The 26,459-nt window shown below is 69.0% G+C and carries 21 protein-coding genes; 10 read left to right on the top strand and 11 right to left on the bottom strand.

Annotated elements, in window-relative coordinates:
- Nucleotides 1-73: 73 nt before the first annotated feature.
- From Ga0609869_RS18225 to Ga0609869_RS18210, 4 genes are all read right to left on the bottom strand, one after another.
- Complete coding sequence (locus Ga0609869_RS18225) at nt 74-2,977, bottom strand: calcium-binding protein (RefSeq protein WP_125403211.1); 2,904 nt, start codon at nt 2,975-2,977, stop codon at nt 74-76.
- 268 nt (nt 2,978-3,245) lie between these two features.
- On the bottom strand, nt 3,246-4,844 hold the full coding sequence (gene xrtD, locus Ga0609869_RS18220) for a VPLPA-CTERM-specific exosortase XrtD (protein ID WP_125403212.1): 1,599 nt from the start codon (nt 4,842-4,844) through the stop codon (nt 3,246-3,248).
- Nucleotides 4,845-4,943: 99 nt separating this feature from the next.
- Entirely contained in the window at nt 4,944-5,150 is a 207-nt protein-coding gene (locus Ga0609869_RS18215) for a hypothetical protein (RefSeq protein WP_125403213.1), read from the bottom strand.
- Nucleotides 5,147-6,085: a sulfotransferase family protein gene (locus Ga0609869_RS18210; protein WP_125403214.1), complete on the bottom strand. Its 939-nt coding sequence runs from the start codon at nt 6,083-6,085 to the stop codon at nt 5,147-5,149. Before Ga0609869_RS18210 ends, Ga0609869_RS18215 begins: the two co-directional genes overlap by 4 nt.
- Before the next feature lie 313 nt (nt 6,086-6,398).
- Here Ga0609869_RS18210 and Ga0609869_RS18205 point away from each other — a divergent pair, with 313 nt between their 5' ends.
- Complete coding sequence (locus tag Ga0609869_RS18205) at nt 6,399-7,334, top strand: sulfotransferase domain-containing protein (protein WP_170168736.1); 936 nt, start codon at nt 6,399-6,401, stop codon at nt 7,332-7,334.
- On the opposite strand, the gene Ga0609869_RS18200 is transcribed toward Ga0609869_RS18205, so the two are convergent.
- The gene (locus tag Ga0609869_RS18200) at nt 7,325-8,275 is read right to left on the bottom strand and encodes a replication initiator protein A (protein ID WP_125403227.1); all 951 of its coding nucleotides are present in this window, start codon (nt 8,273-8,275) and stop codon (nt 7,325-7,327) included. The two genes, Ga0609869_RS18205 and Ga0609869_RS18200, sit on opposite strands and share 10 nt — an antisense overlap.
- 541 nt (nt 8,276-8,816) lie before the next feature.
- Between Ga0609869_RS18200 and Ga0609869_RS18195 the strand changes: the two genes are divergently transcribed.
- The 6 genes from Ga0609869_RS18195 to Ga0609869_RS18170 all read left to right on the top strand — a co-directional run bounded on the left by Ga0609869_RS18195 (nt 8,817) and on the right by Ga0609869_RS18170 (nt 16,156).
- Nucleotides 8,817-10,208, top strand: a complete 1,392-nt coding sequence (locus tag Ga0609869_RS18195; RefSeq protein ID WP_170168737.1) for an AAA family ATPase — start codon at nt 8,817-8,819, stop codon at nt 10,206-10,208.
- Nucleotides 10,209-10,325: 117 nt separating this feature from the next.
- Complete coding sequence (locus Ga0609869_RS18190) at nt 10,326-11,372, top strand: ParB/RepB/Spo0J family partition protein (protein WP_125403217.1); 1,047 nt, start codon at nt 10,326-10,328, stop codon at nt 11,370-11,372.
- Nucleotides 11,373-11,455: 83 nt separating this feature from the next.
- Complete coding sequence (locus tag Ga0609869_RS18185) at nt 11,456-12,661, top strand: glycosyltransferase family 4 protein (protein ID WP_125403218.1); 1,206 nt, start codon at nt 11,456-11,458, stop codon at nt 12,659-12,661.
- 144 nt (nt 12,662-12,805) lie between these two features.
- Entirely contained in the window at nt 12,806-13,657 is an 852-nt protein-coding gene (locus tag Ga0609869_RS18180; RefSeq protein ID WP_125403219.1) for a sulfotransferase, read from the top strand.
- 77 nt (nt 13,658-13,734) lie between these two features.
- On the top strand, nt 13,735-14,790 hold the full coding sequence (locus Ga0609869_RS18175) for an acyltransferase family protein (RefSeq protein ID WP_125403220.1): 1,056 nt from the start codon (nt 13,735-13,737) through the stop codon (nt 14,788-14,790).
- Nucleotides 14,791-14,854: 64 nt separating this feature from the next.
- Nucleotides 14,855-16,156 carry an SGNH/GDSL hydrolase family protein gene (locus Ga0609869_RS18170; RefSeq protein WP_125403221.1) on the top strand — a complete coding sequence of 434 codons (1,302 nt, stop codon included), beginning with the start codon at nt 14,855-14,857 and terminating at the stop codon, nt 16,154-16,156.
- A 47-nt stretch (nt 16,157-16,203) separates the two neighbouring features.
- Here Ga0609869_RS18170 and Ga0609869_RS18165 read toward each other — a convergent pair whose 3' ends face one another.
- The 3 genes from Ga0609869_RS18165 to Ga0609869_RS18155 form a co-directional block, all read right to left on the bottom strand.
- Nucleotides 16,204-16,674: a hypothetical protein gene (locus Ga0609869_RS18165; RefSeq protein WP_125403222.1), complete on the bottom strand. Its 471-nt coding sequence runs from the start codon at nt 16,672-16,674 to the stop codon at nt 16,204-16,206.
- Nucleotides 16,675-16,748: 74 nt separating this feature from the next.
- Nucleotides 16,749-17,684, bottom strand: coding sequence for a peptidase (locus Ga0609869_RS18160; protein ID WP_125403223.1), 936 nt, complete (start codon nt 17,682-17,684; stop codon nt 16,749-16,751).
- Nucleotides 17,685-17,921: 237 nt separating this feature from the next.
- Nucleotides 17,922-18,545 carry a sulfotransferase family 2 domain-containing protein gene (locus Ga0609869_RS18155; RefSeq protein WP_125403224.1) on the bottom strand — a complete coding sequence of 208 codons (624 nt, stop codon included), beginning with the start codon at nt 18,543-18,545 and terminating at the stop codon, nt 17,922-17,924.
- Nucleotides 18,546-18,810: 265 nt separating this feature from the next.
- Between Ga0609869_RS18155 and Ga0609869_RS18150 the strand changes: the two genes are divergently transcribed.
- From Ga0609869_RS18150 to Ga0609869_RS18140, 3 genes are all read left to right on the top strand, one after another.
- Complete coding sequence (locus tag Ga0609869_RS18150; RefSeq protein ID WP_369022882.1) at nt 18,811-20,805, top strand: type I secretion system permease/ATPase; 1,995 nt, start codon at nt 18,811-18,813, stop codon at nt 20,803-20,805.
- Nucleotides 20,806-20,808: 3 nt separating this feature from the next.
- Nucleotides 20,809-22,119 carry an HlyD family type I secretion periplasmic adaptor subunit gene (locus Ga0609869_RS18145; RefSeq protein WP_125403186.1) on the top strand — a complete coding sequence of 437 codons (1,311 nt, stop codon included), beginning with the start codon at nt 20,809-20,811 and terminating at the stop codon, nt 22,117-22,119.
- Between the two features lie 166 nt (nt 22,120-22,285).
- Nucleotides 22,286-23,707: an efflux transporter outer membrane subunit gene (locus tag Ga0609869_RS18140; protein WP_125403187.1), complete on the top strand. Its 1,422-nt coding sequence runs from the start codon at nt 22,286-22,288 to the stop codon at nt 23,705-23,707.
- Here the strand turns inward: Ga0609869_RS18140 and Ga0609869_RS18135 are convergent.
- From Ga0609869_RS18135 to Ga0609869_RS18125, 3 genes are read right to left on the bottom strand one after another with little or no spacing between them, the layout of a single operon-like run.
- On the bottom strand, nt 23,685-24,362 hold the full coding sequence (locus Ga0609869_RS18135; protein ID WP_125403188.1) for a rhomboid family intramembrane serine protease: 678 nt from the start codon (nt 24,360-24,362) through the stop codon (nt 23,685-23,687). The two genes, Ga0609869_RS18140 and Ga0609869_RS18135, sit on opposite strands and share 23 nt — an antisense overlap.
- Before the next feature lie 13 nt (nt 24,363-24,375).
- Nucleotides 24,376-25,761 carry a hypothetical protein gene (locus tag Ga0609869_RS18130; protein ID WP_125403189.1) on the bottom strand — a complete coding sequence of 462 codons (1,386 nt, stop codon included), beginning with the start codon at nt 25,759-25,761 and terminating at the stop codon, nt 24,376-24,378.
- 25 nt (nt 25,762-25,786) lie between these two features.
- The gene (locus Ga0609869_RS18125) at nt 25,787-26,389 is read right to left on the bottom strand and encodes a polysaccharide biosynthesis/export family protein (protein ID WP_125403190.1); all 603 of its coding nucleotides are present in this window, start codon (nt 26,387-26,389) and stop codon (nt 25,787-25,789) included.
- Nucleotides 26,390-26,459 lie beyond the last annotated feature (70 nt).

Below are 26,459 nucleotides of genomic sequence, written 5' to 3'. Positions count from 1 at the left end.
GGCGCTACGCGCCCGCGGGCGCGGCTGAAGGGCTGAAGGGCTGAACGGCTGAACCGCCGTGCCCGGGTCGGTGTCATGCGGCGGGATAGATCCAGCCGATATCGTTGATGCCGAGCCCGGAAAGGGTGATCTGGTCCTCGCCGTTGGACAGCACCAGATCGCCCGACACCTCCTGGACCGCATCGGAAACGCTTTGGGACGGGCCCAGGAAATCGCCCAGGTCCAGCGTGTCTTCGGCGCTGAAATCGGTCACCGTGTCCCGGCCGCAGCCGGCCGCGAAGACGAAGAGGTTCTGGCCGGCGCCGCCGGTAAGCGTGTCGTTGCCGGCACCGCCTTCCAGGGTGTCGTCGCCGGCGCCGCCGCTCATCAGGTCGTTGCCGGCGCCGCCGAACAGGGCGTCGTCGCCGGCGCCGCCATTCATGACGTCGCGGCCCCCCTCGCCATGGAAGGTGTCGTCCTGCTGCCTGCCCGAGAAGCTGTCGTTCAGCTCCGTGCCGACGATCTCAAGGCGGTCGGCCGAGGTCACCACCGAGCCGAAGCTCAGCGCGGTCTTGAACGCATCGTCCGACAGTTGCGGGCCGTCGGGCCCGGCGCGGTTGTCCTGCATCGACCAGTAATTGCCGCGCACATCGACCCCGTCGAACGCGATGCTCACGCCGCGTTCATGCGCGACATAGGCCCAATCGTTCTCGCCGTCGCGCAGCGACAGCGCGTCGCCGAGCGGACTCCACGGGTTGACCGCCTCGAAGCGCACGCCGCGCGTGGCGTCTTCGGGGTGCCCGAGTTCGACCACCGCGCTGGTTTCGAAGACCAGATGATCGCCGCTCAGCGCGACATGCGTGAGCGGGCCGGGCTGAGCGGTCTCATCGGCCTCGGTCCTGTCCTGATCCTCGGCGTCGTCGGCGCCGCCGGGAACGGGGTCCGCGGGCGTCTCGGTGTCCTCGGGTTCCGGGGCGGTCTGTTCGGTCTCCGGGGGCAGGGTCTCCCCGCCACTGTCCGCTTCCTCCGTCGTATCGCCGGGGATCGGGGGAGAGAGGTCGAGCATCTCCGCGAGGCTCAATTCCACATCGTCGTCGAAGCGCAGACGCTCGACATCGACCAGCCGGTCCGACCCATCGGGGCCGACGAGGCGATAGCCGCCCTTCTCTTCGGCCAGGGCGTAGTCTTCGGCGCGGCCCGACAGGATGAGCGTGTCGACCCCGTCGCCGCCGTTGATGCCGTCATCGCCGGCGCCGGCCACGAAGGTGTCGTCGCCGCCGGCGCCGATCAGGTAATCCTCCTGCAGGGTGCCGACCATCAGCTCGGCCTCGTCGCTGCCCTGGACGGTCACGCCCTGCTGGTAATGGGTGCCGCCCTCGGCCCCGTCCCACCAGGGCTCGGAGGTCTCGTTCAGCTCGTTCAGCCGCTGCAAGCGCGGGTTGTCGTCATCCAGCGACTGGGACAGACCCCACGACCCCCACCTGTCCTGGCCGGAGACCTCGCCGAACTGCATGTAGGGCCCGTCGCTCACCTGCGACCAGGACTCCCAGGAGGCCTCGTAGAGATCGGCCATTTGCTCGCTGCGGACGAAGTCGCTCATGAAATCGGTGAGCAACTCGGTCTCTTCTTCGGTGAGCGTGCGAATGGCGAAGGAGTGATGCACGTGCTGGCCGCCCTCATAGGCGACGATGTTCAGCCCCCGCTCGGCGGCGAATTCGGCATGGCGCTCGAGTTTCAGCTGCCGCGCCGGGATCGAGCCGCCGTAATCGGGGTCCATCAGCTTCTCGGCCAGATAGTCCATCGCATCGACATCCGGGTCCTGGATCGCCGCCAGCAACTCGGCCCGGTGCGTCTGGTTCTTGACGATCGACGCTCCGAAATAGGTGGTGACGGCCACCTCCTCGAAAACGGTGGTCGGATCGACGAAGCCGTCGGGATCGTTTTCCTGCCAGACCCGGGCCTCGAGCAGGCGCTTGGTGATGTTCGGAATCCCGGTATGGGTGCCCAGCACGTTGACCAGCCGGTCCTCGGCCGCATCGCCGAACACCTCTTCCCAGATCAGTGCGGTCTGGGTCGCCTTCATCGCGTGATAGGCATAGATGTCGGGGGTGCCCCACTCTTCCAGCGCCTGGCGCTTCAGCCAGCTCGTCTGGTCGAAGGCCCAGTTCCAGACCTCGTTGGAATATTCGACGCGCACCGTCAGCTCGGGGTCGAGATTGTCGCGCACATAGGTGGCGAACTGGCGGATATAGTCATCGTCCGCCATGTGCGGCATGGTAAACCACGGATCGGTGCCGATCTCGTTGGCCAGTTGCACCATGTATTCCACCGGCACGCCCTGGTCGCCCCAGGCCCCGCCGGGCCGGCTGCGATCCTCCCAGGAGACGGCGTGGGAATTGTTGGTGTCGCCCCAGTCCATGAAGCGGATCTGGCGCGCGTCCTCGATGAGATCCAGCCAGTCGGGGTTGAATCGCGCGCCGGCCTCGTAGAGGTCGAGATTTTCCTCGGCGACGATCGCGATATCGCGGAGGTAGTCGCCGGTGCCCTCGGGGTCGGTCTCGAAGATGTTCAGGGCGAAGCTGCGGCCTTCCTCGCTCTCGAAGACGATCCGGCCCTGCTCCTCGCTGAGGATGCGGGCGTCGCCGTTGAGCTCGAGCCGCCCCTCGCCCTCGTAGGTCAGCACGTAGACGCCCTTGCGGGCCTCGGCGAATTCCGGCTGGCCGGACCATTGCCAGAGCGTGCCGACCTTCTCGATCCCCTCGGGGATCTCGGTGACCCAGCCGCTTTCGTCGAGATAGCCGCCCTCGCGCAGATCGCTCTGCTTCATATCCCCGAACGACCCGGGCTCGTGCCCGCGCCACTGGCGCATGAGGTCCATGAGGTTGAGAAACTGCATGCCGGGGCCATAATCCGTCGGCGTTCCGAGATTGAAGGCCAGGGTCGGATTGCTCAGGCCGGTCGCGGTGGTTGCCGCGTCCGCAGTGCTCAGCGTGCTCATCAGGCATAGCCCCGTGATTAGGCGCAGGACATGGCCCAGGATGACCGAGTGAAGCCTTCCCCAGAGCCGCCCCTGCGCGGTTGATGCGTATCTCATCGGGATTGTTTCCTTACGGGATGGCAGGTTTTCGGGAAAAGTAAGGCGCTTTCGGGGCTGCCCGCGCGAATTTTCCGCAAGCGCAGCCCGGCGGCGCGGATTGTCGCCGATCCGGTATCGTTTTCAGAACGGCGATGATCGCACCCGGATCAGGCGCGCGTCAGGAGGCGCGTCAGGCGTCGGGCACGAAGCGCGGCAGAACCTCGACGGTTTCGAGAAACACCTCTTTCAGGCGGTCTTCGGCGGCGGCCTCGGTCTCGTCCTCGGCGATGGGGGTGATCAGCCGCACCAGCGCACCGTCGGTGCGCCCCATGGTGATGCCGTCGACCAGCAGGTAGAACTTGGCGGCGAAGTCCCAGGCGACGTGGCGGCCGTGCTGTTCGAACCAGTAATAGACCAGCATCCGGACCTCGCCCTTCTGGATCACCGCCCGGTTGAGGTTGTAGGGCGCGTCGAGGCCGACCTCGGGGGCGATGTCGACCCGTTCCAGCCAGGCGATCTCCCAGCCCGAGCCGGGCAGGCAGATCTCGGGGGAATGGGTGCCGCCCTTGGTCTGGTCCTCGTACCAGGCCACGAACAGCTCGACCGGGGCCTTGTGGCCGGGATGGGCGAAGGAAACCGAGTGGTAATCGTCGGCGGCCAGCGATTTCTCGATGCCGGGGCCGAGGGTCTTGGGCGCCGAGGACACCCACTCGCCCATCCGGCGCGGGAACAGGGTGAAGGGCTCGCGCGCGACGGCCTGGGTGGCGATCTCGGGGCGGACCTGCCAGGTCAGCGCGCCCGCGCTCAGCAGCAGCGCGCCCAGGATCAGCGCCGCAGAGGGGCGCACCAGGCGCAGCCGGGCGGCCTGGGCGGCCAGCCCGTGGGTGTCGAGATCCAGCGCCTCGGCGAGGCCGGGCCGGTCGGGATGCAAGAACAGCATCAGCCAGGCCAGGAAGAACAGGATCAGCACGCAGGACATGAAGATCACCCAGCCCTCGAAGAAGTGGCTGAACCCCTCGACATGCTCGATCCCCCAGGTGTCGACGATGTAGCCGGCGATGGCGATGCGCACCGCGTTCATGAACACGGTGATCGGCGCCGCCGAGATCAGAAGCACCGCCTTGTGCCACATCGGCCCGCGATAGAGCACCGCGAAGATGTAGGAAAACGACAGGATCGGGAACAGATAGCGCAGCCCCGAACAGGCCTCGGCCACATGCAGCTTGTAGACGCCGAGGTCGATGATGTTGCCTTCGAGATAGACCGAAACGCCGATGAGATACAGAAACCACACGCCGAGCTCGGACGAGATCATCTGCAGGAAGGTCGACAGCTTGTAATACAGCACCCCCGGCAGCGGCAGCATGTAGACCAGGTGCAGCACCGGCGGCCAGAAGGCGCGCCCGGTTTTCCAGCCGAAGGAAATCAGCAGGATCGCGCCGACCCACAGGATCAGCGCATAGGCCACCACGTCGTCGATCTCGGCCAGCTTGCCCAGAAGGCCGAAGGCCATGGCAAAGACCAGCAGCGCCACGCCCGGCCAGCGGTCGGAGACCGGGCCGGGCTGAACCGGGACGTATTTCAGCTGGCGCAGGAACAAAAGCGCCGACAGCACCGGGATCAGCGGCCCGTGGCTGTATTCGGGCATCTGCCAGGCCTCGAACAGGGCGTTCAGCCCCTCCTGGAAAAAGACGGCGGCGGCCAGAACGGCGACAAGCAGCCAGAACGGACCCATCAGGTTGGTCTGGCTGGCAAAACGGCGCGGAGACGTATCGCTGGTCAGGGACATTCGGGAAACGGACCTTGTAAATACTCAACAGACGAAAGATGGATCGCGTGGCTATGCATGCGACACAATAGCCGATCCGCGGCGCGCCAAACAGGCCGCTCACTTAAAATTAAGCGTTTCCGCCAAAGCGGTTTCTGCGCCGGGCACACTGACGCGCATCCGGGCCCGATTGCCGGGCCTGCAGAAACGGTGGCGGGTATCATCGCGCGTCTTCGACAGCACGATGCCGGCAGCCGGCAGCCCGTTTCGGGAATGCCATCGCGGCGGCTGCACCCATGCTGTGACCCGATCTTGCGCATCGGTCATACCACATATCCGAACCGGCCCAGATCGACTCCGATTCGTTGCGCAAGCTCCCGGTTCGAGGCCGCATATTCGTCGCCGATCTCTCGGCGGATCATGTCCATCCGCGCCGCACGCATCCGGCGTTTCAGGACAGCCGGGGTCAGCCGGTCGATGCGCGCGGCCATCGCATTGGCACCCAACCGCCCGCCCGGACGCTGCCAGCGCGAATCCTGGCTGTTGAACCGGTTGAGATGGCGCAAGGCCCCGTAGGCCAGGTCGGACCAGGCAGGGTTGGCGACGCTGTCTCGCGCCTGCTTTCGAAGCGGCGGCAGAGACGTGCCCAATCGGGCGTTCAACCGCTCTGTAAAGGCATCGGGATCGGCGAAAAACCATTCCGATGGCGCCACCATGACCCGCTCGCGCGGGAAGACCTCCTCGTACAAGTTCAGCAACCGCGCATAGTCGTAAAACGCCCGGTTCAGCACCGGCTGAAAGGATGAATCGGGCGGCGGGCGCTGCAGGAACTCCGAAAGGCTGCTCGTATAGCCGAAACGCAGGTATTGGCCGTACATGGAATAGATGATCGCCGCCTGTTCCCGCAGGGTGATCAGAATATGGGCTTCGGGAAAGGTCTTGGCGATCCGCGCGGCCGTGACCTCGCGCATGTGCCTGGCATGAAACGGCCGGCCGCCCAGGTTTTCGCCGGACACCAGTATCGCCTGGCGCCCCTCGATCTTCGGCGCCCACCAGTCGCAGAACGCGGCCCGCGTCCGGTCGGGCGAGAATTCCTGCTCATCGGGCACAAGGAACTGCCGGTAGATGAAACCGATATCGCCGCAGAACGCGAGATCGCGTTGATACCTTGGCCCGGACAGTTGCCCCTGCAGCCATGTCGTGCCTGTCTTGTGCAGTCCCACATGGATGACAAGCGGCCTCTCAAGCGTACGATCGGCCATGCGCCGGGCCCCTCATCTGCCTCTGCCACGATCCTGGTCCGTCCGTTCCATCGGCACGGCCATAAAGGCCGTGTTTGCAATGGCATCCCGATCCGGAGCGGGCGGGGCCGGGCAGATCCTGCCTGTAAAGCGTGGTCAAATCTCGGCCCCTCTATGGCACATTCCCGCACCGCCGCGAACCCCGCCCCCGACCGCGCCGCGCCGCAAAGACGGCGCGACAAGACCATGCAAAAGCCCAGGAGAATCGCATAAGACGGCGCTGGAGACAGTTGCGGCATGGCCAGGACCGGCCCTTCGCAAATCGAAAGACGGAATGGACATGGCCAGCCGGGCGGCGCCCCTCATCCATATCGGCTATCACAAGACCGGAACCAGCTTCCTGCAGGCCGCGGTCTTCACCGACGCGGACCGCTACTGCCTGCCCTGGGGCCGCCAGGCCGGGCAGGCCGTGGAATGGTTCGTGCTGGCCCATCCGCAGCGGTTTTCCGGCGCCGCGGTGCGCGCGGCCTTCGACCGTGCCGCCGGCGATTGCGGGGCGCGGGTGCCGGTGATCTCGCACGAGGCGCTGTCGGGCCACCCGAACAACGGGGTCTATTACCTCGACCGCGTCGTGGGGCGGCTGGCCGAGACCTTTCCCGACGCGCGCATCATGATCGGCACGCGCGAACAAAAGGCGCTGCTGGTGTCGCTTTATTACCAGTATGTCCGCCGCGGCGGCACCCTGGGCATCGACGCCTTCCTGCCCCCCGAGGCGCCGCGGCCGGCCTTTCGCCCGCGGGTGCGGCTGGACCATTTCGAATACGATCTCACGCTCGAGGCCTATGCCACCCGGTTTGCGCGGGAAAACCTGCTGGTGATGCCGATGGAACTGCTGCAGCGCGATCCCGATGCCTATATCGCCCGGCTCTGCGGCTTCCTGGGCATCGACCCGCCCGCGGCCGCGCCGGCGCAAAAGGTCAATGCCAGCAGCCCCGACACGGTGATGCGTCTGGAACGCGTGCTGAACCGCTATCTGCCGCCGCCCAGCCCGCGCCCCGCGGACTACGCCGACTTTCCGCTGCCGTTCCGCATCCGAACGCGGCTTTTGCGGCTACTCGGGCAAAGCGGCCCGGTCCGCCGGTCGGGCAGCGCCGAGCGGGCCCGCATCAAGGCCCATGTCGCGGCGGTGGTGGGCGATCACTTCGCGGACTCGAACCGGCGGCTCGACGCGCTGGTGGATCTCGACATGCGCGCCCTGGGCTATGTCTGAGCGCGGCCCCTGCCCTTGCCCCGGCCCCGCGCCCTGAGCCAGCCCAGAAACGCCCGGTCGGCCGAGCGCAGGTGCGGCCGGCCCGAGCGCGCCCAGTAGCCGCGCCATTCGGCCTCGAGCGCGTAGATATCGGCGCCCGGGGCCAGCGCGCGGGCCTCGTCCAGCGTCTCGGGGGCCAGCGGCGGCGCCTCGGGCGCATCCAGCACCGCGGCGCGGGGGGTGACGCGGATGATGTCGCCCGGCTCTTCCTCCAGCCGGTAATCGGGCAGGGTGTCGGCGCGGATGATCTCGCGCAGCATGGCGCGGAACACGCGCCGGGGACTGGCCGAGCCGGATTTCTTGCACAAGGTCTCGACCGAGACGCGCCATTCGGGCTGGCGCCCGCAATGCTTGCGCGCCAGTTCGTAGAGCCGGCGCTCAAGCGGCTTTCTGAGGCTGAAATAGTCTCGAGAGAGCGTGAGCACCGACCGCGACAGCACCGCCTGGTAGAGCCAGTCCGAAAGCGTCACCGAGACGCTGACCATGCGCCCCGCGCGGGTGCGGCGGACGATCTCCCAGGCCTCGATCAGGCCGAAGCCGCTGGTCGTCTCGGTATCGCCGGTCACGATGTTGGTGGTGATCCGGGTCCCCGCCAGCCGCTCGAAGGCGTCGCGCAGCCGGCGGTAGCCGTCGCCCGAGGTCTCGCGCCCGGTCGCGGTCAAGAGGTCGTGGGCGGTCAGCGTCAGCCGGCGCGAGGTGGGCCGCCCGGCATTGAGCGCGGCCACCAGCTGGGAGATGCAGAAGATCAGGATATCGGCGTCGAAGATCGTCGCCCGGCCCTTGACCGAGGGGGTGACGGTGACCTCGACGCCGTTATGGGCATAGTCCAGCACCCGCCGGTCGGGCCGGGTCGAGAGCGAGAAGATCGGGTGTTCCATCGAGGCGATGTCGTGCTTGGGCATCGCCGCGAGGATGTCGCAGACGAAGAAATCGCGGATCGCGGCCGGGCGCGCGCCCCCTGCCCCGCTCACCGGAAACACTCCCGTGGCTTTGCCATCTGCCTGTCCTGTCCGCTCGTCCCGGTCTTTTTGCCGGATGTCTCTGCCCGGCCGGGACTGCCGCCCGGCTTCGTCGTTTCATTGACACCCACGCTAGGCGAGCCGGTGCGCCCGGTCCAGCCCCCGCTTCGGGGGATCGGAGTCGGTCCGACGTGGGATCGGAGTCGCCTCATCGTGGGATGAGAGTCGCCCCCTTTTCGGCACGTGCCCAGAACATCCTGTTTTCAGGCGCATTTTTCAGGGGTTTTCAAAATCAGGCCGCTCTGTAACTATCAAATAACATAAAAAATAACGGGCAGGTTTTTTCAACAACGCCTCGACCCCCCGCCCGGACAAGGGCGACACCCCCCGGAATTGCTGAGAAAAGCTGAGGGATGTATCGAAAAATCTTGCATGTTACGCCTTTTGGGGTACCCTGAAGAAAACATGTAACATGCGAGGCGCCATGAGCAGTGACAGCCCGCCCCCCTATTTCAATCTTTCCCCGGACAGGGCGCTGGCCGCGCTCTCCGAGCCCGAGGGCACCGAGGGGTTTGCCACCATCGCCCAGGCCTGCCGCGCGGGGCGCGACGACCTCGCCGGGCGGGGGCTGTCGGAGGGTGGCGCGCGCAAGCTGCGCCTCTTTTCGACATGGGAGATCACCAAGTACCTGATCCCGGTCGCGCCCGCGCATTTCCGCCGGGTGCTGCGGCAGAACCCCGACCTGCCCCAGGGCCGCACCGAGACCGAGGGCGGCGCGAAATGGTTCACCTTCGAGGAGGTGCTGCGCCTGCGCGCGCATTTCGCCGCCGAAGGGTCCAAGGCCAAGAACTACCTGCCCTACCGCCCCGAGGGGCTGCCCGCCAAGATCGTCGCGGTGGCCAATTTCAAGGGCGGCGTCGGCAAGACCTCGACCTGCGCGCACCTGGCGATGTCGGCCGCGCTCGACGGCTACAAGGTGCTGATGGTCGATCTCGACAGCCAGGGCTCGATGACGTCGATCTTCGGCGGCAGGATCGAGGATGAATGGTCCACGGTTTTCCCACTGCTCGCGCGCCACTACGCCACCCACCTGCGGGGCGAGAACCAGCGCCGGCTCGACCGGGGCGAGGCCCCCCTGCCCCTCGACGAGCCCCTCTCCGAGGCGCTGGGGATCGCCGCGGGGGACGTGATCCGCCCCACCCACTGGCCCAATATCGACCTGATCGGGGCGCAGCTGAACCTCTACTGGGCCGAGTTCCAGATCCCCGTCTGGCGCATGCAGTCGCGCGGCTGGAAGCTGTGGGACGCGCTCGGCGACGCGCTGGAGGCCGACGGGGTGCTGGACGGCTATGACCTGATCTTTCTCGATACGCCCCCGGCGCTGGGATACCTCACGATCAACGGGCTGGCGGCGGCCGATATCCTGCTGGTGCCGCTGGGCGCCAGTTTCCTGGAGTTCGATTCCACCGGGCGCTTTTTCGACATGCTGCATTCGACCTTTTCCTCGATCGAGGAGAGCGAGAACATCGCCGCCCGCGCGCTGGGGCGCGAAGAGCTGGTCTTCGAATGGGACGCGGTGCGCGCGCTGATCACCCGCTACGACGGCGCCCAGCAGGCCGAGATGGCCGCGCTGATCCAGGCCTATATGGGCCAGCGGCTGTCGCCCCACCGGCAGGATTTCACCGCGCTGATCGGCCAGGCCGGCGAAAGCGTGAACGGCATCTACGAGGCCGATTACCGCGATTTCAACCGCGACACCTATGCCCGCGGGCGGGCGACCTTCGACCAGACCTATGCCGCCTTCAAGGAACTGCTGATCGGCATCTGGCGCCGCGACGAGCAGGCCGCGAAACGGGCCGCGGAGAGCGCGGCATGAGCGTCGCGGCGGCGTTTTCCGGAGATGCGGAGAAAAAAAGTTTTATTTTCAATGCCTTAAATGCCGCGCGTTTCGCGTGCGAAACAGGGCGGGACAAGACCGGAGGGGGAGGGGCCCATGGCCAAGCGTAAGAGACTGACCCCGGCGCGCAACCTTGCCACCGCGCCCTCGCCCGAGCCCGCCGCCGACGCGGCGGCGCGGCCGATCCTGCCGGGGGCCGGGCGGGGCGCTGCGCCCATCGCCCGCGTCGCCGGCGAAAGCGCCAGCGAGGCGGCGCTGCGCGACCTGGCCGAGGATGTGCGCCGCGCCCGCGACGAGGGGCGCATGGTGCAGGCGCTGCCGCTCGAGGCGGTCGACGCGGGCTATCTGGTGCGCGACCGGATCCTGGCCGACGATGCCGAGCTGGAGGTGCTGATCGACAGCCTCCGCGACCGCGGCCAGCAGACCCCGATCGAGGTGGTCGACCTGGGCGCGGGGCGGTTCGGGCTGATCTCGGGCTGGCGGCGGCTGACGGCGCTGCGCCGCCTGGCCGCGGAGGATGCCGCGCGCTTCGGCACGGTCAAGGCGCTGCTGCGCCGCCCCGAGACCGCCGCCGAGGCCTACCGTGCCATGGTCGAGGAAAACGAGATCCGGGTCGGGCTGAGCTATTACGAGCGCGCCCGGATCGTCGCCCGCGCGGCGGGGCAGGGGGTCTACCCCGATGTCCAGGCGGCGCTCTCTGGGCTCTTCGCCGCGGCCAGCCGGGCGAAACGGTCCAAGATCGGCAGCTTTCTGAAAATCCACGACGCGCTCGACGACCGGCTGCGCTTTGCCGCGGCGATCCCCGAACGGCTGGGGCTTGCGCTGTCGCGCGCGCTCGAGGCGGATGCCGAGTTGGCGCCGCGGCTGCGCGAACGCCTGCGCAAGGGCGCGCCGGCCGATGCCGCCGCCGAGCTGGCGCTTCTGGAGCGGGCGCTGACGGGGCAGGGCAGGGGGGCGGCGGCCAAGGCGCCGGGGCAGGGCAGGGCGGCCCCGTCCGCGGACGGCAGGCCCGTCGAGGGCCCCGGCGGTATCCGGATGCAGGCCGCACCGGGGCGCATCACCCTGACCGGAGAGGGCGTCACGGAGGCGTTCAGGGCCGATCTTGCGGCCTGGCTGGCCGGGCGGGGCGGCGGTGCGGCGTGACGGCCGGCCCGGAGGACTGGACAGGACCGGAGGCCGTTGCCGCCATTGCGCCAAAGCCGGCAGACCGGGAAGGCGATGAGGCCATGACCGACCAGTCCCCCGCAGTGGCGCCGGCGATCCGCGGCCGCAGGTTGCTGATTTTCCAGAATGGCGATTACGGCGCTGCCTTCCGGCGGCTGCGCGACGGCGGCGAAGAGACCTACCGCGACCAGCGCCGGTCGGTCGAGTTCGTCGCCCGCCTGTCGCACGAGATGCCGGTGGTTGTCGTGGCGATGTGCGACCGGCCGCACCGCGAAGAGCTGGCGCCGGGGCTGACATCGATCGGCATTCCGCCCGGGGCGGGCCACGACCCGGCGAAGATCCTGCCGCTGCTCGACGAGATCGCCCCCGAGGTGCTGATCTGCCGCTCGCCGAACCGGTTCGTGCTGGGCTGGGCGCGGCGCCGCGGCCTGCCGGTGCTGCCGGTCTTTGCCGATATCTTTGCCAATGACGGCCTGCGGCAGGCCTGGCGAAACCTGCGGCTGCGCGCCCAGCTGGGCGGGGCAGGGACGGTCTGCGTGGCCAATCACAGCCTCAACGCCTCGCGGTCGGTGGGGCGTGCGCTGCTCTACCCGGCCGGGCGGATCGTGCCCTGGGACTGGTCGCGCCTGCCCACCGAGCCCGATCCCAAATCCGCGCCCGACGGGCCCTGGCGGGCCTTCTTCGCCGGGGCGATATCGGATGCCAAGGGCGTCGGCGACTGCCTGGAGGCCGTGGCCCTGCTGAAGGCGCGCGGGCTCTGGCTGGGTTTCGACCTGGCGGGGGGGCGCGACCTGGCCCCCTGGCAGGCCCGGGCCGCGCGGCTGGGCATCGACGACCGGGTGCGCTTTCTGGGCATGCTGCCCCATGCCGAGGTACGCGCGCGGATGCGGGCGGCCGACCTGGTCGTCGTGCCCTCGCGCCACGATTACGCCGAGGGTCTGCCGAACACGATCTACGAGGCGCTGGCCTCGCGCTCGCCGCTGGTGATCTCGGATCATCCGGCCTTTGCCGGGCGCCTGCGCGACGGCGCCGATTGCCTGGTGTTTCGCGCCGCGTCCCCCGATGCGCTCGCCGATCGCGTCGCGCACCTGATGCAGTCGCCCGATCTCTACCGGGCGCTGTCGGAACAGTCCGCCGCCGCCCATGAAAGGCTCTATATCGGCCTGGAATGGCTCGATCTCGTGTCGACCTTCCTGCGCGATCCGGGCAACGAAACCGGCTGGGTCGCACGGAACGCGCTGGCGCGCCTGACCGGCCGGGGGCGGTGACGTCTTGCATTCCGGCGGGGGCGCCGCGATTGTTCGGCGCGACCCGTTGGCTGTATCGCGGAGGAGGCCGTCGTTGCCCTGCGCCCAGTTTCCTGCCCTATTCCGCCTGAACCGGGCCGCGGCGCGGCCGGTGGGCGGTGGATCATGAGCGCGGGCGCGGATCCCGCGAAGCCCGATTTCGTGGTGCTCGGCGCGATGAAATGCGCCACCTCGACGGTTTGCAAGTATCTCGAGGAGCATCCGGAGGTCTACATGGCGCCGCGCTGCGAGCCCAACTATTTCAGCGATGACGCGAATTACGCCAAGGGGCCGGAGTGGTATGCCCGGTTTTTCGCGCCGCGGCAGGGCGAGGCGATCTGCGGCGAGGGCTCGAACGACTATGCCGCCGGGGCGATGTACCCGCATTCGGCCGAACGGATGGCGCGCGATTTGCCCGAGGCCAGGCTGATCTTCATGGTGCGCCACCCGCTGCGGCGCATCGTGTCGGCCTGGGTGCAGAACCGGGTGGACATGGGCGATGCGGTGCCACCCACGCTGGAGGCGGCGGTGCGCGAGATGCCCGCGCGCTTCGTCGACCAGAGCCTTTACTGGAAAAACCTCTCGCGCTACCGCGCGCTTTATCCCGACGCGCAGATCTTCATCGGCTTCATGGAGGATCTCTCGCGCGATAGCGACGCGTTTTTCGGCCGGCTTTGTGCCTTTCTTGGGGTGGAACCGTACAGCGTCGACGCAGGTTTGCATGTCAATCCGAGCGCGGGCAAACGCGTGCCCGCGGGGCTTTATACCCGGCTGAACAGCGCCGGCCCGGTGCGTCTGGCCAAGCAGGTGCTGCCCAAGGGGGTGACCCGGGCGGTCAAGGATCGCCTGCTCAGCCGGCCGGCCGCGGAGATGCGGCTGCCGCCCGAGATCGAGGCCGAACTGGCCGAAGAGCTGCGCCCGGATGCACAGGCGCTGCTGGCCCATTGCGGCAAACCCGGAGATTTCTGGGCGCTCTGAATCGCTCTGCGTTGCCGCGATGCAGCAAGCGGTGTAAAGTGTCGCCTTAAAGGTGTTAGCAGGGCGAGGAATACAGCTTGAGCGGGTTAAAGCCCCCCCCGACGGAGCGCCGGCGTGACGATATCGACACGATCCGCGCCATCGCCTGTATTGCGCTGGTCTTTTATCACGTAGTCGGCAGCGGGCCCGCGAAGGGGCTGGAGGTTCCGGCGGAGCATTGGCTGCACACGATCAACGACAGTTTCTCCAACGTCAGGATGCCGCTTTTCAGTTTCCTGTCAGGGTTCGTGTTCGTGCCGGCCGCGCCGGCGGTCGCGGATATGCGCAAACGCATCCTGTCCAAGGCGCGGCGGCTGTTGGTCCCGATGGTTTGCGTCGGTTCGCTGTTCTGGCTGATCCGCGCAGCGGCGGGCATCGAGCAGGGGCCGTTCCTGCGGATCTTCTTTCAGCCTTACGCGCATTTCTGGTTTCTGCAGGCCACCTTTCTGATCATGACGGTTTTCACCCTGGGGGTATGGCTGGGTGGCGGCCGGGTGCGGGCGGCGGCCTGGGTGCTGCTGGGTGGCGGCGCGGTCTGGTGGTGGGGCCTGCCGCTGGTGCCGGGTAACTGGTTTTCGATCAACAACGCGCTGTTCCTGATGGCCTTTTTCATGGCCGGCCATCTGCTTGCGCGCGGTGACGGCGGGCGCGGGGCAGGGGCGCGCATGCTGGGGGCCGCGGCGGTCGCCGCAGCGGTGCTGCTGGGCGCGGCGCTGGCGCTCGGCGTCGTCGAGACCGGGGGAGAGCTGCGGCGCGGCCTGGCCCTGGGGATCGGGATGATGTCCTGCCTGGGGCTGTATTTCCTGCGCCCGCGGCAGGCGCTGCTGGCCCGGCTGGGCCGGCAGTCCTATGCGATCTACCTGTTCCATGTCTTCTTTACCGCCGGAACGGTTAGCGCGCTCAAGGCGATCTGGCCCGATATCGACCCTGTTGCGGCGCTTTTGCCGGTTTTTTGCGCAGGGCTGTTCGGTCCGATCCTGGCGCAGAAGGCGCTGCAGGAGACCCGCTACGGCGGGTTTTTGTTCCTGGGTCTGCGGCTGCGACCGGGCCGGCCCGCCGTCGCCCCCGCGCTGGGGCAGGGCAGCGTACGCTAGGCTTACCGGTTGGCAGCCATTTCTGTTTCAGCCTGTTGCGCGATGACGCGACAGGAGCCCGGCTATGCAGATTGGATTCGGCCTCGACACGGTTTCGGTTCTGTCCGGCAGCGGCGATATCGCGGCACCGGCGGGGATCGCGCCGCTTTCGGGATTGCTCGAGGCCGAGAACGTTGTGGTTCTCGGCGCCTCGATCATGGACGGCTCTTTCGGGTCGCCCGCGATCAACGCCGCCTTGCAGCCCTTTGCGGCCGCCATCGGGTTTACCGGCACTCTCGTCACTTATTCGGCCTCGGGCGACGAGATTTCCAACACGATCGCGCGGCTGTCCACGGCCAAGACCGACCTCGCCGCGAGCGCCGGTTCCAACCTCTATATCGTCCATTCGGGCGGCAACAACGTCAGCAATAATCGGCCCTATCCCGGCGGAAAGGCCGTTTTCCAGACCGATTACACGGCGCTGATGGATGCCATCGTGGCCGACGGCGACAAGGTGGTTCCGCTGCCGCTGACCAAGCGGTTCTACGTCGAGGCGCCCCTCGTGGTCGAAGGTGACGACGCCACCGAGGCCAACGGCTCGCTGCCCTACAACGAGAACATCATCCACCCGGCGATCAGCGCCTATGCGCCCGGGTTCATGGTGGACGGGGCGCCCTACGCGAACCCCTACGCGTTTGCCGACCGCTGGAATGACTACATCGGCGGCGACGGCATTCACGGGCTGGGCAAGTGCCTGGCGCATTACATCCTGATGCGCGTGGCCGGGCGCGCGCTGGGGCTCAGTGACGGCGCGCGGGCGGGCCGGACGCTGATCTATTCGCTGAAGAACGGCCAGCCTTACGAATACCTGCCCGGCGCCGCCTATAACGAGCTGACGAGCTATTCCACCGGCGCCAACGATCCGGTGTTCGTCGGCGCGCTCGACACCGCGGGCCTGCTGGACCCGTTCATCGAGGTCGAGGCCGGGCCGTTCTCGACCTCGGCCAACGTGACGCTCGATGACGCGGATTTCCGCGACCGCCTCGCGGACAGCCGGTTTCATGACATCGACATGATGCAATCGCTGATCGGCGTGTCAGGTACGGACGTGCTGACGCTCACCTTCACCGGGCTGTATCCGGGCGATCTGGTGACGGTAAAGGTCGCGGCCCAGCACGCCTTCGGCAACACCACAGCCCGCGTCGGCGACGTGACGCTGAACGGCGGCGAGACCGTGCAGGTCAACGCCGGCTCCGGCGCTCTCAGCAACCAGGCCGAGTTCGCGCAGATCGCCGTGCCGGCCGATGGCAAGCTGGTGCTGGATCTCGCCGTCGCGCCGGGCGCCAATTATGGCTATCTCGGCGCGGTGCTGCTGGATTTTGCCTAAATAATTAACATAACATAACTTATGCGACTAATGAGGCGCGGCCCGTTTCAACTCTGCTGAAGCGACGTGACGATTTCCAGCAGGCGCAGCTCTATCCGCCGAAACCGTTGCAGCGCGTCGATGTCGGGCCGGGCCGCGCTGGCAAAGGCGCTGCCCTCGACGGCCACGGACAGGGCGCAGCCGGGCAGAGACAGTGACAGAAAGCTGGTCGGCGCATCGGCGACGGCATGGATCTGCGCCGGCCCGTCGGTGCCGGCCGGTGCCTCGAGCGCGCGCCGGATGGCGCCACCGTCGATGGAGGGCAACCCCTGCTCGGTCACGATCTCTTCGATCAGGTGCAAGAGGTCCGCGCGGGACATCCTGCCCCGCTTGATGCCATCGCCCATGCGCACGGCGATGCCGCCGTCCGAGTCGATTTCCAGCAGCGGCGGATGCCGCGGCGCCCGCGCATCGGCGACATCGAACGACAGAACGCTCTGCGCCTCCCCCGGCGGTGGAAGCGCGAGACATGCAGCCATCGGCGCGGTCGCTCCTAGCAGGGCCACGGAGGACGCAGCGCCCCAGAGCAGGACGCTGCGCCGCCGAAAGGCGATCAAGCCGGCGCGCGGCGGCGTCGGCGCGACACGGCGCCGAGCGCGGCAAAGGCGGACAGACCGAGCGCCAGGGCCGGCGGCACCGGAACCGGTGCCATCGGGTCGGTCACGATCGTCGTGTAGCCGATATCGGCGAACGAGGCGATCGTGGTGTCGGACAGCGTGGTGGCCACCAGCGGCGAATCGGCCAGGAGCGTGGGGCCGCCGATGAACCCGGTCATCAGGTCCAGCCCCGACCCGTCGCCGAAGAGCGTCTCGTCCCAGTGCGCGTTCCGCGTGCCGGGCCCGGACACGATATCGACGGGCACGAAGCTTGCCGCCGGGCTGAACTCGGCCTTGTAGGTGTCCAGCGCGTAGCTGCCCGTGTATTGCCCCGACTCGTCGGTATAGACGCTTTGCGTGCCGGCCAGCGCCGGCGAGAGCGACGGCGCATCCCAGAGCGTGCCGAAGCCGATCACATGCGCCATCTCGTGCACGATCACGTCGAACAGCGTGCCGGCCGCCTCCAGGGCGCCGAGGTCGGCGGAATCGAATTGCATGATCCCGGTATCGGCATAGGCGTAATCCTGCGGGGCGCCGTTGGTGCGCACCAACGTTTGCGGCCCGGCCTGGCCAAGGATGCCGCCGACCCCGTCGATGGCCACGCCCGCCGCGCTGATCACGAGATCGGGGAGGGCCAGGTCGTAGCGATTGCCGGTGATGATGCTTTCCCAGAAATTTTCGGCGCTGGAGAAAACCGTCTGCTGCGTCGCGCTCAGCCCGCCGGTGAAATTCACCACGATATTGAAGGGGTTCGTGGCCGTGCTGGCCATTTCGGCGTCCACCGGAATCGACTCGGAGAGGCTTACTGTCGTCGTGGCCCAGGCGGACCCCGATATCATCGCGGCCGATAGCACGGCGCCCGCGCACAGACCTTTTGCGATATGGGTCTTCATTGTCCTATTCCCTCTGTTCAAATCATTTTTCCCCTTACCCCCTCAGGAGCGCGGGACATCTGCGCGCAAGGCGCGGTCCGGTCCCGCGTCGGCCGTGCCTGACCTAACGGCAGACATGGCCTGATGGCATTATGTCTCACAGGGTCCCGGTTGTCAGCAATTCTGCCACTATGCGCGCGCGACAGCGCCTTTGATGCGCGGGACAGACCTGCGCCGGGGCGGGGTCTCGGGGCCGGTTCAGGCCCCCGGGTCGTAGCCCAGCACCCGGAAATCCTCGGCATAGCGCCAGCGGATGATCCAGCGATGCAGCCGGGAGAGGCCCTTGCGGGCCAGGTCCGGCCGCTTGTCCGAGACGTTGCGCGCGGGCAGCGCGCGCCGCTGGCCGAGTGCGCGCTCGAACACCTCGGGCATTTCCTCGGCCAGACGTTCGAATCGGATCACCCGGTCGACCAGCAGCCGCCCCTGCCCGTCATGCAGAAACCGCACCTGCGGCACGCGGTGGCGGACAGGGTCTTTCCAGTCGTCGCGCCAGGGCTTGAGCAGGAACCACCACAGCGGCGTGCGCCGGGGGTTGCGGTAGCGGTATTCCGACAGCAGCCGGTCATAGGGGTTCCGCACGATCGCGAACTTGAAATAGCTGTCGAACTCGGCCTGGGTGACATGCCCGCAGGCGACGTATTCGCGGGCATAGAGATGGGCCAGCCGCGTCGGGCCCTGGCTGCGGTCGTCGTTGCGGCGCAGCAAAAGCGGCGCGCGGCTGTCCCAGTCGAGCCCGCACTCCTGCAGGAAGACATGCTCCACGCTCTGGCCGGCGGCCTTCGGGATGTGGACGAAGATCGTCTTGTGCTTCCTGGAAATCATCGCCGGTCGGTTCTGGCAAAAGCTTCCGTCCGCTAGCAGATGCCCGATGAAAGTCAACTGCGCCGGCGGGCCCGGCCGCGGTGCGAGGCGGCGTTAACATCTGCCATGCTATGGCGCGGGGGCGAGGCGTGCAGGACACAGCCCCCGCCCCCGCCCCCGGCCCCGCGCGGCGCGGCTGGACCGTGTGCAGGTTGCGGGGTATGTATTTCCTGCGCGCCCCATAAGACGACATAACGCGAACGGGCTGCGCCAGAGGCACGGGCAGATGCACAGGACCACAGGGGCTGCGGGCGAGGCGCCCTCATCCAATCCCTATCGGGCGGCGCTCCGGCGGCTGCGCCCGTCCCTGGGCGTGGCGGGGCTGTTCAGCGCCGCGGTCAACGTGCTGATGCTGACCGGGTCGATCTACATGCTGCAGGTCTACGACCGGGTGCTGGCCTCGGGCTCGATCCCGACGCTGCAGGGGCTCTTTGCCATCGTCGTGGTCTGCTACGCCTTCCTCGGCATCTACGAGTTCCTGCGCGGGCGCCTGCTGGCGCGGGTGGCGGTGCGGCTTGCGCTCGACCTGGGTCCGCGGGCCTTCGGGCGCGGCATCGCGGCCGGCGCCGCGCAGGGGCCCGGCGGGCGGCTGTTGCGCGATCTCGACACGGTCCGGGCGTTCCTGTCGGGGCCGGCGGTGACCGGGCTCTTCGACGCGCCCTGGGTGCCGATCTACCTGGCGATCCTGTTTCTCGTGCATCCCTGGTTCGGCTGGCTGACCGTCGCCGGCGCCGCGGTGATCACCGGGGTCGCGCTGATCAACCGGGCGGTCACCAGCGCGCCGATCGGGCGCGCCGCCGCGCTGGAGGCGGCCGAGCGCGAGTTCGCCGATCAAAGCCGCCGCGGCGCCGAGGCGATCCGCGCGATGGGCATGGAAGGCCCGGTGACGGCGACCTGGCTGGACCGGCACAAGACGACGCTGGCCGCGCACCAGGCCGGCAGCGACCCGGCCCAGGCCTTTTCGTCGGGCTCGCGCGCCTTCCGGATGCTGCTGCAATCGGCGATCCTGACGCTCGGCGCCTTCCTGGTGCTGCGCCAGGAGATCACCGCGGGCATGATCATCGCCTCCTCGATCATCGCCGGCCGGGCGCTGGCGCCGGTCGACCAGGTGATCGGGCAATGGCGCGCCATCGGCCGCGCGGCCGATTCCCATCGCCGGCTGATCGAGGCGTTCGACGCCGATCCGGGCGAGCCAGAGACGATCGACCTGCCCGCGCCCACCGGCCGCATCACCGCCAGCCGGCTGACCAAATTCGCCCCGGGCCAGCCCGGCACCGACCGGCCGCGCATCCTGACCCAGGTCAGTTTCGAGCTCGAGCCCGGCGACGGGCTGGGGGTGATCGGCAATTCCGCGTCCGGAAAATCGACGCTGGCGCGGCTGCTGGTGGGCGCCTGGCGGCCCGACGCGGGCGAGCTGCGCTTTGACGGGGCCACGCCCCAGCAATGGGCCCCGGCCGCCCTGGGCCGCGAGATCGGCTATCTGCCCCAGCAGGTGCACATGCTGCCCGGCACGATCCGCGAGAACATCGCCCGCTTCGACCCCAACGCGCGCGATGTCGACGTGATCGCCGCGGCCAGGCTGACCGGCGTGCACGACATGATCCTGGCCCTGCCCGATGGTTATGCCACCCGCATCGGCGGGCCCGACTCGCCGCTCTCGGGGGGGCAGGTCCAGCGGCTGGGGCTGGCCCGCGCGATCTATCACGAGCCCCGGATCATCGTGCTCGACGAGCCCAATTCCAACCTCGACGTGGCCGGCGACGACGCGCTGACCGCCACGATCAAGACGCTCAGGGCGCGGGGCTCGACGGTGATCGTGATGGCGCATCGCCCCTCGGCCATCGCCGCGGTCAACAAGGTGCTGATGCTGCAGCAGGGCACGGTGGTGAAGTTCGGGCCGAAGGACGAGGTGCTGTCGGCGGTGCTGCAGCCCGGCACCCATCCGGCCGCGCAGCGCCCCGCCGCACCGGCCCCCGCCCGCGCCGTGCCGCCTGCGCCCCCGCGCGGCGCCACCCCCGCCCCGGCCCCGCGCGGCACCGCCGGGCCGGTGCCGGCCGGGGTGTCGGCCAAGCTGGCCCAGGGGGCCGGGCGGGCGGCCAACCCGTCCAAACCGCCCAACCCCACCCCGCCCTCCAGCCCGTCCAAGCCGACCAAGCCCGCCGATCAGACCAAGGCGGCCGCGATCTATCGCACCGTCAACAGCCAGGGGGGCAAGGGCTAGGCCATGACCGACCACGCCGCCCCCGCCCTGCATACCGGGCTGCGCCCGCTCTCGCTGATCGGCGGGGTGGCCGGGCTGGTCTTTCTGGTACTCCTGGTCGCCTGGGCCGCCTTCACGCCCATCGCCGGGGCGGTGATCGCCCCGGGCCAGGCGGTGGTGCGCGGCCAGCCCAAGCTGGTGCAGAGCCTCGACGGCGGCCGGGTCGAGGCGATCGCGGTGAAATCCGGCGACCGGGTGGCGGCCGGGCAGGTTCTGTTGCGGCTCGATCCCACCCTCCTGGAGGTCAATCTCGAGATCGCCCGGGCGCGGCTGGCCGAGGCGCTGGCCCGCCAGGCGCGCCTCAGGGCCGAGCATCTGGGCCTCGCCGCGCCGCGCTTCGATTACCCGCCCCTGCCCTTTACGCCGCCCGGCACCGTCGAGCAGGAAGAGGGGCAGCGCCAGATCTTCGCCGCAAGGGCCGAGCTTCTGGCCGGGCGCGCCGCCCAGCTTCAGGAGCGGCGGGCCCAGCTCAACGCCCAGACCGGCGGCATCGCCGGGCAGCTCGATTCGAAACGCGCCCAGCTCGGCTATATCGAGGAAGACCTCGGCAACATCGCCGCGCTGGCCGAAAAGGGGCTGGCGCGCGACAGCCAGCGGCTGGAGCTGCAGCGCAGCCGGGCCGAGCTTCTGGGCCAGATCTCGGCGCTGGAGGCCGACCGGGCACGGCTGGTCAACACCATCCGCGATGCCGAGATCGAGGCGCTGCAGCGGCAGCGCGAGTTCAAGGAACAGGTGGTGACCGAGCTGCGCGAGGTGACCGCCGAGATAGAAGAGCTGATCCCGCAGATCGTGATCACCGAGACCCGGCTCGACCAGGTCGTTATCCGCGCCCCGGTCGCCGGCGTGGTGCATGAGATGGCGGTCAGCACCGTGGGCGGCGTGGTGCCGCCGGGCGAGACGATCCTGCAGGTGATTCCGCTGGAACAGGGTCTGGATTTCGAGGTCCGGCTCGACCCGCGCGCGGTCGACCGGGTGCATCCGGGCCAGCCGGCGCAACTGGTGATGGCCGCGCTCGACCCCAAGGCCACGCCGCGGCTGAAGGGCCATGTGCGGCGCGTCTCGCCGGGCACCGTCACCGACCCGGCCACCGGCCAGGCGTTTTACCGGGTGGTGCTGGACGTGACCCCCGAAGAGCTGGCGCGCCTCGGCCCCGAGGTGGCGCTGGTGCCCGGGATGCCGGTCGAGGCCTTCCTGGAGACCGGCGAGCGCACGGTGCTGCGCTATCTGCTCAAGCCGCTCTCCGCCCAGTTCGAGCGTGCTTTCCGCGAGGACTGACTGAGCCCTTCAGGGCACAAACACGCCCGGATCGGCCCGGTTTCGCGGTGCGGGGCTTGCCCGGTGCGGGGGGTCCCGGCATGCTGAGCGCCACAGGCAGGCCCCGCGCGGGGCCGCGTAAAGCCACCGCCGCGAAGGCGGGGCGCGAGATGAGGCAAGGCAGGCCATGACAGGGCGGCCACAGATCCGCCGGCGCGCCGCGCCGGTGCGCGGCGTGCGCGGGGCACTCGCCCTCGGCGGGGCGCTGGTGCTGAGCGGCTGCATGGCCCCCACCCCCTATGACGCGCCGCGCTTTCCCTTTCGTGCCGCCTACAAGGACGCGCCGCAAGCCCGGCCGGTGCTGCTCAGCAACGCCGCCTGGTGGCAGCGGCTCGAGGACCCGGTGCTCGACGCGCTGGTGGCGCGCGCGCTGGCCGGCAACCTGTCGATCAAATCGGCCCGCGCCCGGCTGCAAGAGGCCCGCGCCAGCCGCGCCGCGGTGCCCGGGAACGCGACGCTGACCTCTTCGGCCGCGCTCAACGCCGAGGGCACCGACGATCGCGGCCCCGACGGCGTGGGCGAGCTGGACCTGGGCCTGAACTGGCTGCTCGACCCCTATGGCGGCCGCGCCGCCGAGCGCCGCGCCGCCGACGCGCGCATCGAGGTGGCCGATGCCGAGACCGACGCGGCGCGGCTGCTGGTGCTGTCGGACATCGCCCGGGCCTATCTCGACCTGCGCTACCGCCAGCGGCTGCTGGCGTTGCGCTCGACCGAGCTGGCCGGCCGCCGGCGCACGCTGGGGCTGACCCGCGACCTTGCCTCGGCCAGTTCCGCCACCCGGCTCGACATCGCGCGGGCCGAGGCGCGGGTGGCCGAGATCCAGGCCGAGATACCCCAGGTGCGGGCCGATATCGCGTCGGCCAAGGCCCAGATCGCGGTGCTGGCCGGCAGCCGGCCCGGCGCGCTGGAGATCGGCCTCGCCCCCGGGCCCCAGCCGCGGGCCGGCCTCGCGCCCGAGATGGGCATCCCCGCCGACCTGATGCGCAACCGCCCCGATATCCGCATCGCCGAGCGGCGCTATTACGCCGCCGTCGCCGAGATCGACGTGGCGCGGGCCGCGCTTTACCCCTCGTTGTCGCTGACCGGCGAGATCACGCTGAACGCGCTGGAGGGCGGCCAGGGCGCGGCGGCCTATGTGCTGGGCCCCGCGCTGCGCTTTCCGGCGCTGCCCACCGGGGCGGCCAGCGCGGCGGTGCTGGCCGGCCATGCCCGGGCGCGGCAGGCGCATCTGGAGTGGTCGTCGACGGTTCTGGGCGCGCTCAGGGATGTCGAGACGGCGCTGGTCGATTACCGCGCCGGCACCGAGGCGCTGAGCGCCGCGGCCCGCGCGGCGCGGCTTTACGGCGAGGCGGTGACGCTGACCCGCGCGGTCTTCGACCGGGGCGAGGCGACGCTGAGCGACCTGATCGATGCCGAGAACGATGTCTCGGACGCCAATGACAGGCTGGCGCTGACGCTCTACCGGCAGGCGCTGGCCTTTGTCGATCTCAACGTGCAGCTCGGGTCGGGCAGCGCGATCGAAGGCTCTAATCCGGCCCCCGAGGGCTGATGCGCGGGTCGCGGTCGAGCAGCAGGATCGCCCCCCAGCCGGCCATGAACCCGCCCAGATGGGTCTGCCACGCCAGCCGCCCGCCCATCGCCCAGTACATCGCCGCGTTGAGCGCGATCAGCCCCAGCAGCGTCAGCGCCAGCGCCGCCAGCGCGCGCCCGGTCTCGATCCCGTCATCGGCCAGCCGGTCGGCGAGATCGCTGCCGATCAGGGCGCCCGCCAGCCCGAACAGCGCCCCCGAGGCGCCCACCATCGGCTGCGGCGTATCGGACAACAGCGCATAGCCCGCCGCGCCGCCCAGGGTAGAGAGCGCCCAGAGCACCAGGAACCGGGCCTGCCCCAGCCGCGCGGCCAGCGGCGTGCCCAGCGAAAACAGCGTCGCCATGTTCAGCACGAAATGCCACAGCCCGGCATGGAGAAAGCCGTAGCTGAGAAACATCGCCGCCGCCTGGCCCGGGTAGTTCGGCCGCCAGTTGCCCAGAAGCCCCGGCCAGAAGGCGCCGTATTGATAGACCATGTTGCGCCAGTGGGCGGTGCCCCACAGCCCCGCATCGGCCCCCAGAAGCACCAGCTCGGGCAACAGGCAAAGCGCGAAGATCGCCAGAATCGCGCCGGCGGGGCGCCGGCGCGGCAGGGGGGGCGCTGGGTCGGTCATATGCGCGAGCGGCTCAGGGCCGGATCGAGAAGTTGCGCCTGATCGTGACGAAGACCGCGTTCGAGTGCGCGTCGGGGTTGCCTTCCTCGCGGTCGAGCCGGTGCTCGACGCCCGCCGACAGCCGCCAGTCCTGGGCCAGCAGACGGTTGTAGGCCAGCCGCAGATTGGCCCGTTCGCGTTCGGTCGTATCGCCGGTGCCGCCATCCTCGATTTGGGCATAGCCCATGTCGAGCGACAGCGAGGACAGCGCGCCGATCTCGTGCTCCCAGCCGGCATTCAGCCGGGTGCGCAGCACGTCCTCGTCGTCGTCGCTGGTCGAGACCGCGCGCGACAGGCCAAGCCGCAGCCCGCCGCGGGGCAATTCGTGGGTATAGCCGACCTCGCCGACCAGCGCGGTCTCGCCGGCCTCGCCTTCCGTGGCGCCGACGCTGACCGACAGCCCGCCGCGCGGCAGTTCGAGAGACCGGCCCAGACGCAGCGTGTCGCGGCTGCCGGTCGTGGTGGTGTCATGCGTGTAGGACAGCCGCGCCCGGCCGTTGGACAGCTCGCGCGACAGGCTCAGGCTGGCGTCCAGCCCCTCGTCCACGTCGGTGCGGCGCACCCCGCCGGTGGTTTTCTCGGTTTCGATCCGCACGGTGTCGATCTCGGCCTCGAAAACCGTCGCGGCGTCGATCGCGTGATCGAGCCCGATCCCGAGCCGCCGCGTTTCGCGGTCGGTGTCGGGAGTGTCCTCGGCCGAGAACAGGCGCTGGCTGGCGGTGACATAGCCGGTGGTCACCGGCGAGAACCGCAGCCGCAGCCGGGCCGAGAGGCTGTTGCTCTCGCGGTCGTAGTAATCGGGGTCGACCGTGTCGGAATAGCGCAGCGCGTTGTGCCGGGCGGTCAGCACCAGCCCCAGCGGCGTGTCGAGGCCGGTCTCGAGGCGCAGGCCCAGATCGGCGCGCTCGCGGTTGCCCGGGTCGGAGACGAGGAACGGCTCTCCGGTCTCCTCGTCGAGGATCAGCACCGGGTCGGAGAAGGGCGACAGGAAGCGGATATCGGCCTTTTCCCAGTTCGCGTCGACGGAGATCCGGCTGCGCGCGCTCTCGCGCGTATAGGACAGCCGCGCGCTTGGCGCCTCGAACCCGCTTTCCGAGCTGTCGGGAAACTCGGCCAGCCTTGCGGTGGTGCCCAGGTCGAGCGCCAGCCGCGCGGTGCGGGTTTCCGAGACAAGGCCAAAGCTCAGCCGCGTGTCCCACAGCGTCGTGTGCCCGTCGGCATCCGGGTCAAGCTCGAAATTGTCGTCGCTGCGCAGGGAGGATTCCACCCCGAAGACCATGCGCAGCCCGCCCGTCTCCTGGGCCGGCGCGGTGCCGGCCATCAGGAGGATCATGCCGGCCAGAGCACCGGCCCGCGTCATGCTTCCTGCCCCCTGCATCGGCGGTCTACTCGAACAGGCGGCGTTCGGGCACCACGATCACATCGCCGTCCTGCAGCACGGTCGAGCCGGGAATGCCGCCCCCGCGGTAGCTGAACGTATAGATCTGCTCGGTGCCCGAGGCCGGGTCGGTGCGGTGCAGTTCCACCCGCTTGGACGCGGCGAACTTGGTAAAGCCGCCGGCCGAGGCCAGCGCCTGCAACAGCGTGGTGCCGCGCGGCAACTCGAACCGGCCGGGCTTGGCGATCTCGCCCATCGTGAAAATGTCGATCGCCGCGGCGGCCGCGGGGCTGCTGGACCGCCGCTGGGACAGCTGGCCGACCGAGACATAGACATTGGGGGGCGCGGCGAAATTCGAGGCCAGCCCCGAGGTCAGCGCCGTGCGCACCTCGTCGACGCTGCGCCCGGCGGCCTGCATCGTGCCGACGAAGGGAAAGCTGATGGTGCCGTCGGGCAGCACCAGAACGCTTCGGTTGAGGCTGGAATCCTCCAGAACCTCGACCTGGAGAACATCGCCGCTGCGGATCGCGTAGCGCGACTGGGCGGCGGCGGCTGTGGCGGACAGGGCGGCCAGAAGGGCAAAAATCAGGCCGATCAATCGTCTGTGCATGGGGGTACCTTCACCATGAAGCCTCGGATTGCGCATGATCCTAAGCGAAATAAGGGGCTGAAAAAATGAT

It is taken from the genome of Rhodovulum iodosum (genome assembly GCF_041020385.1).
In the GTDB taxonomy this organism is placed as follows: Bacteria; Pseudomonadota; Alphaproteobacteria; order Rhodobacterales; family Rhodobacteraceae; genus Rhodovulum; species Rhodovulum iodosum.
Note: the sequence above shows the minus strand (reverse complement) of the source record. Positions and strands in the feature narration are given on the sequence as shown.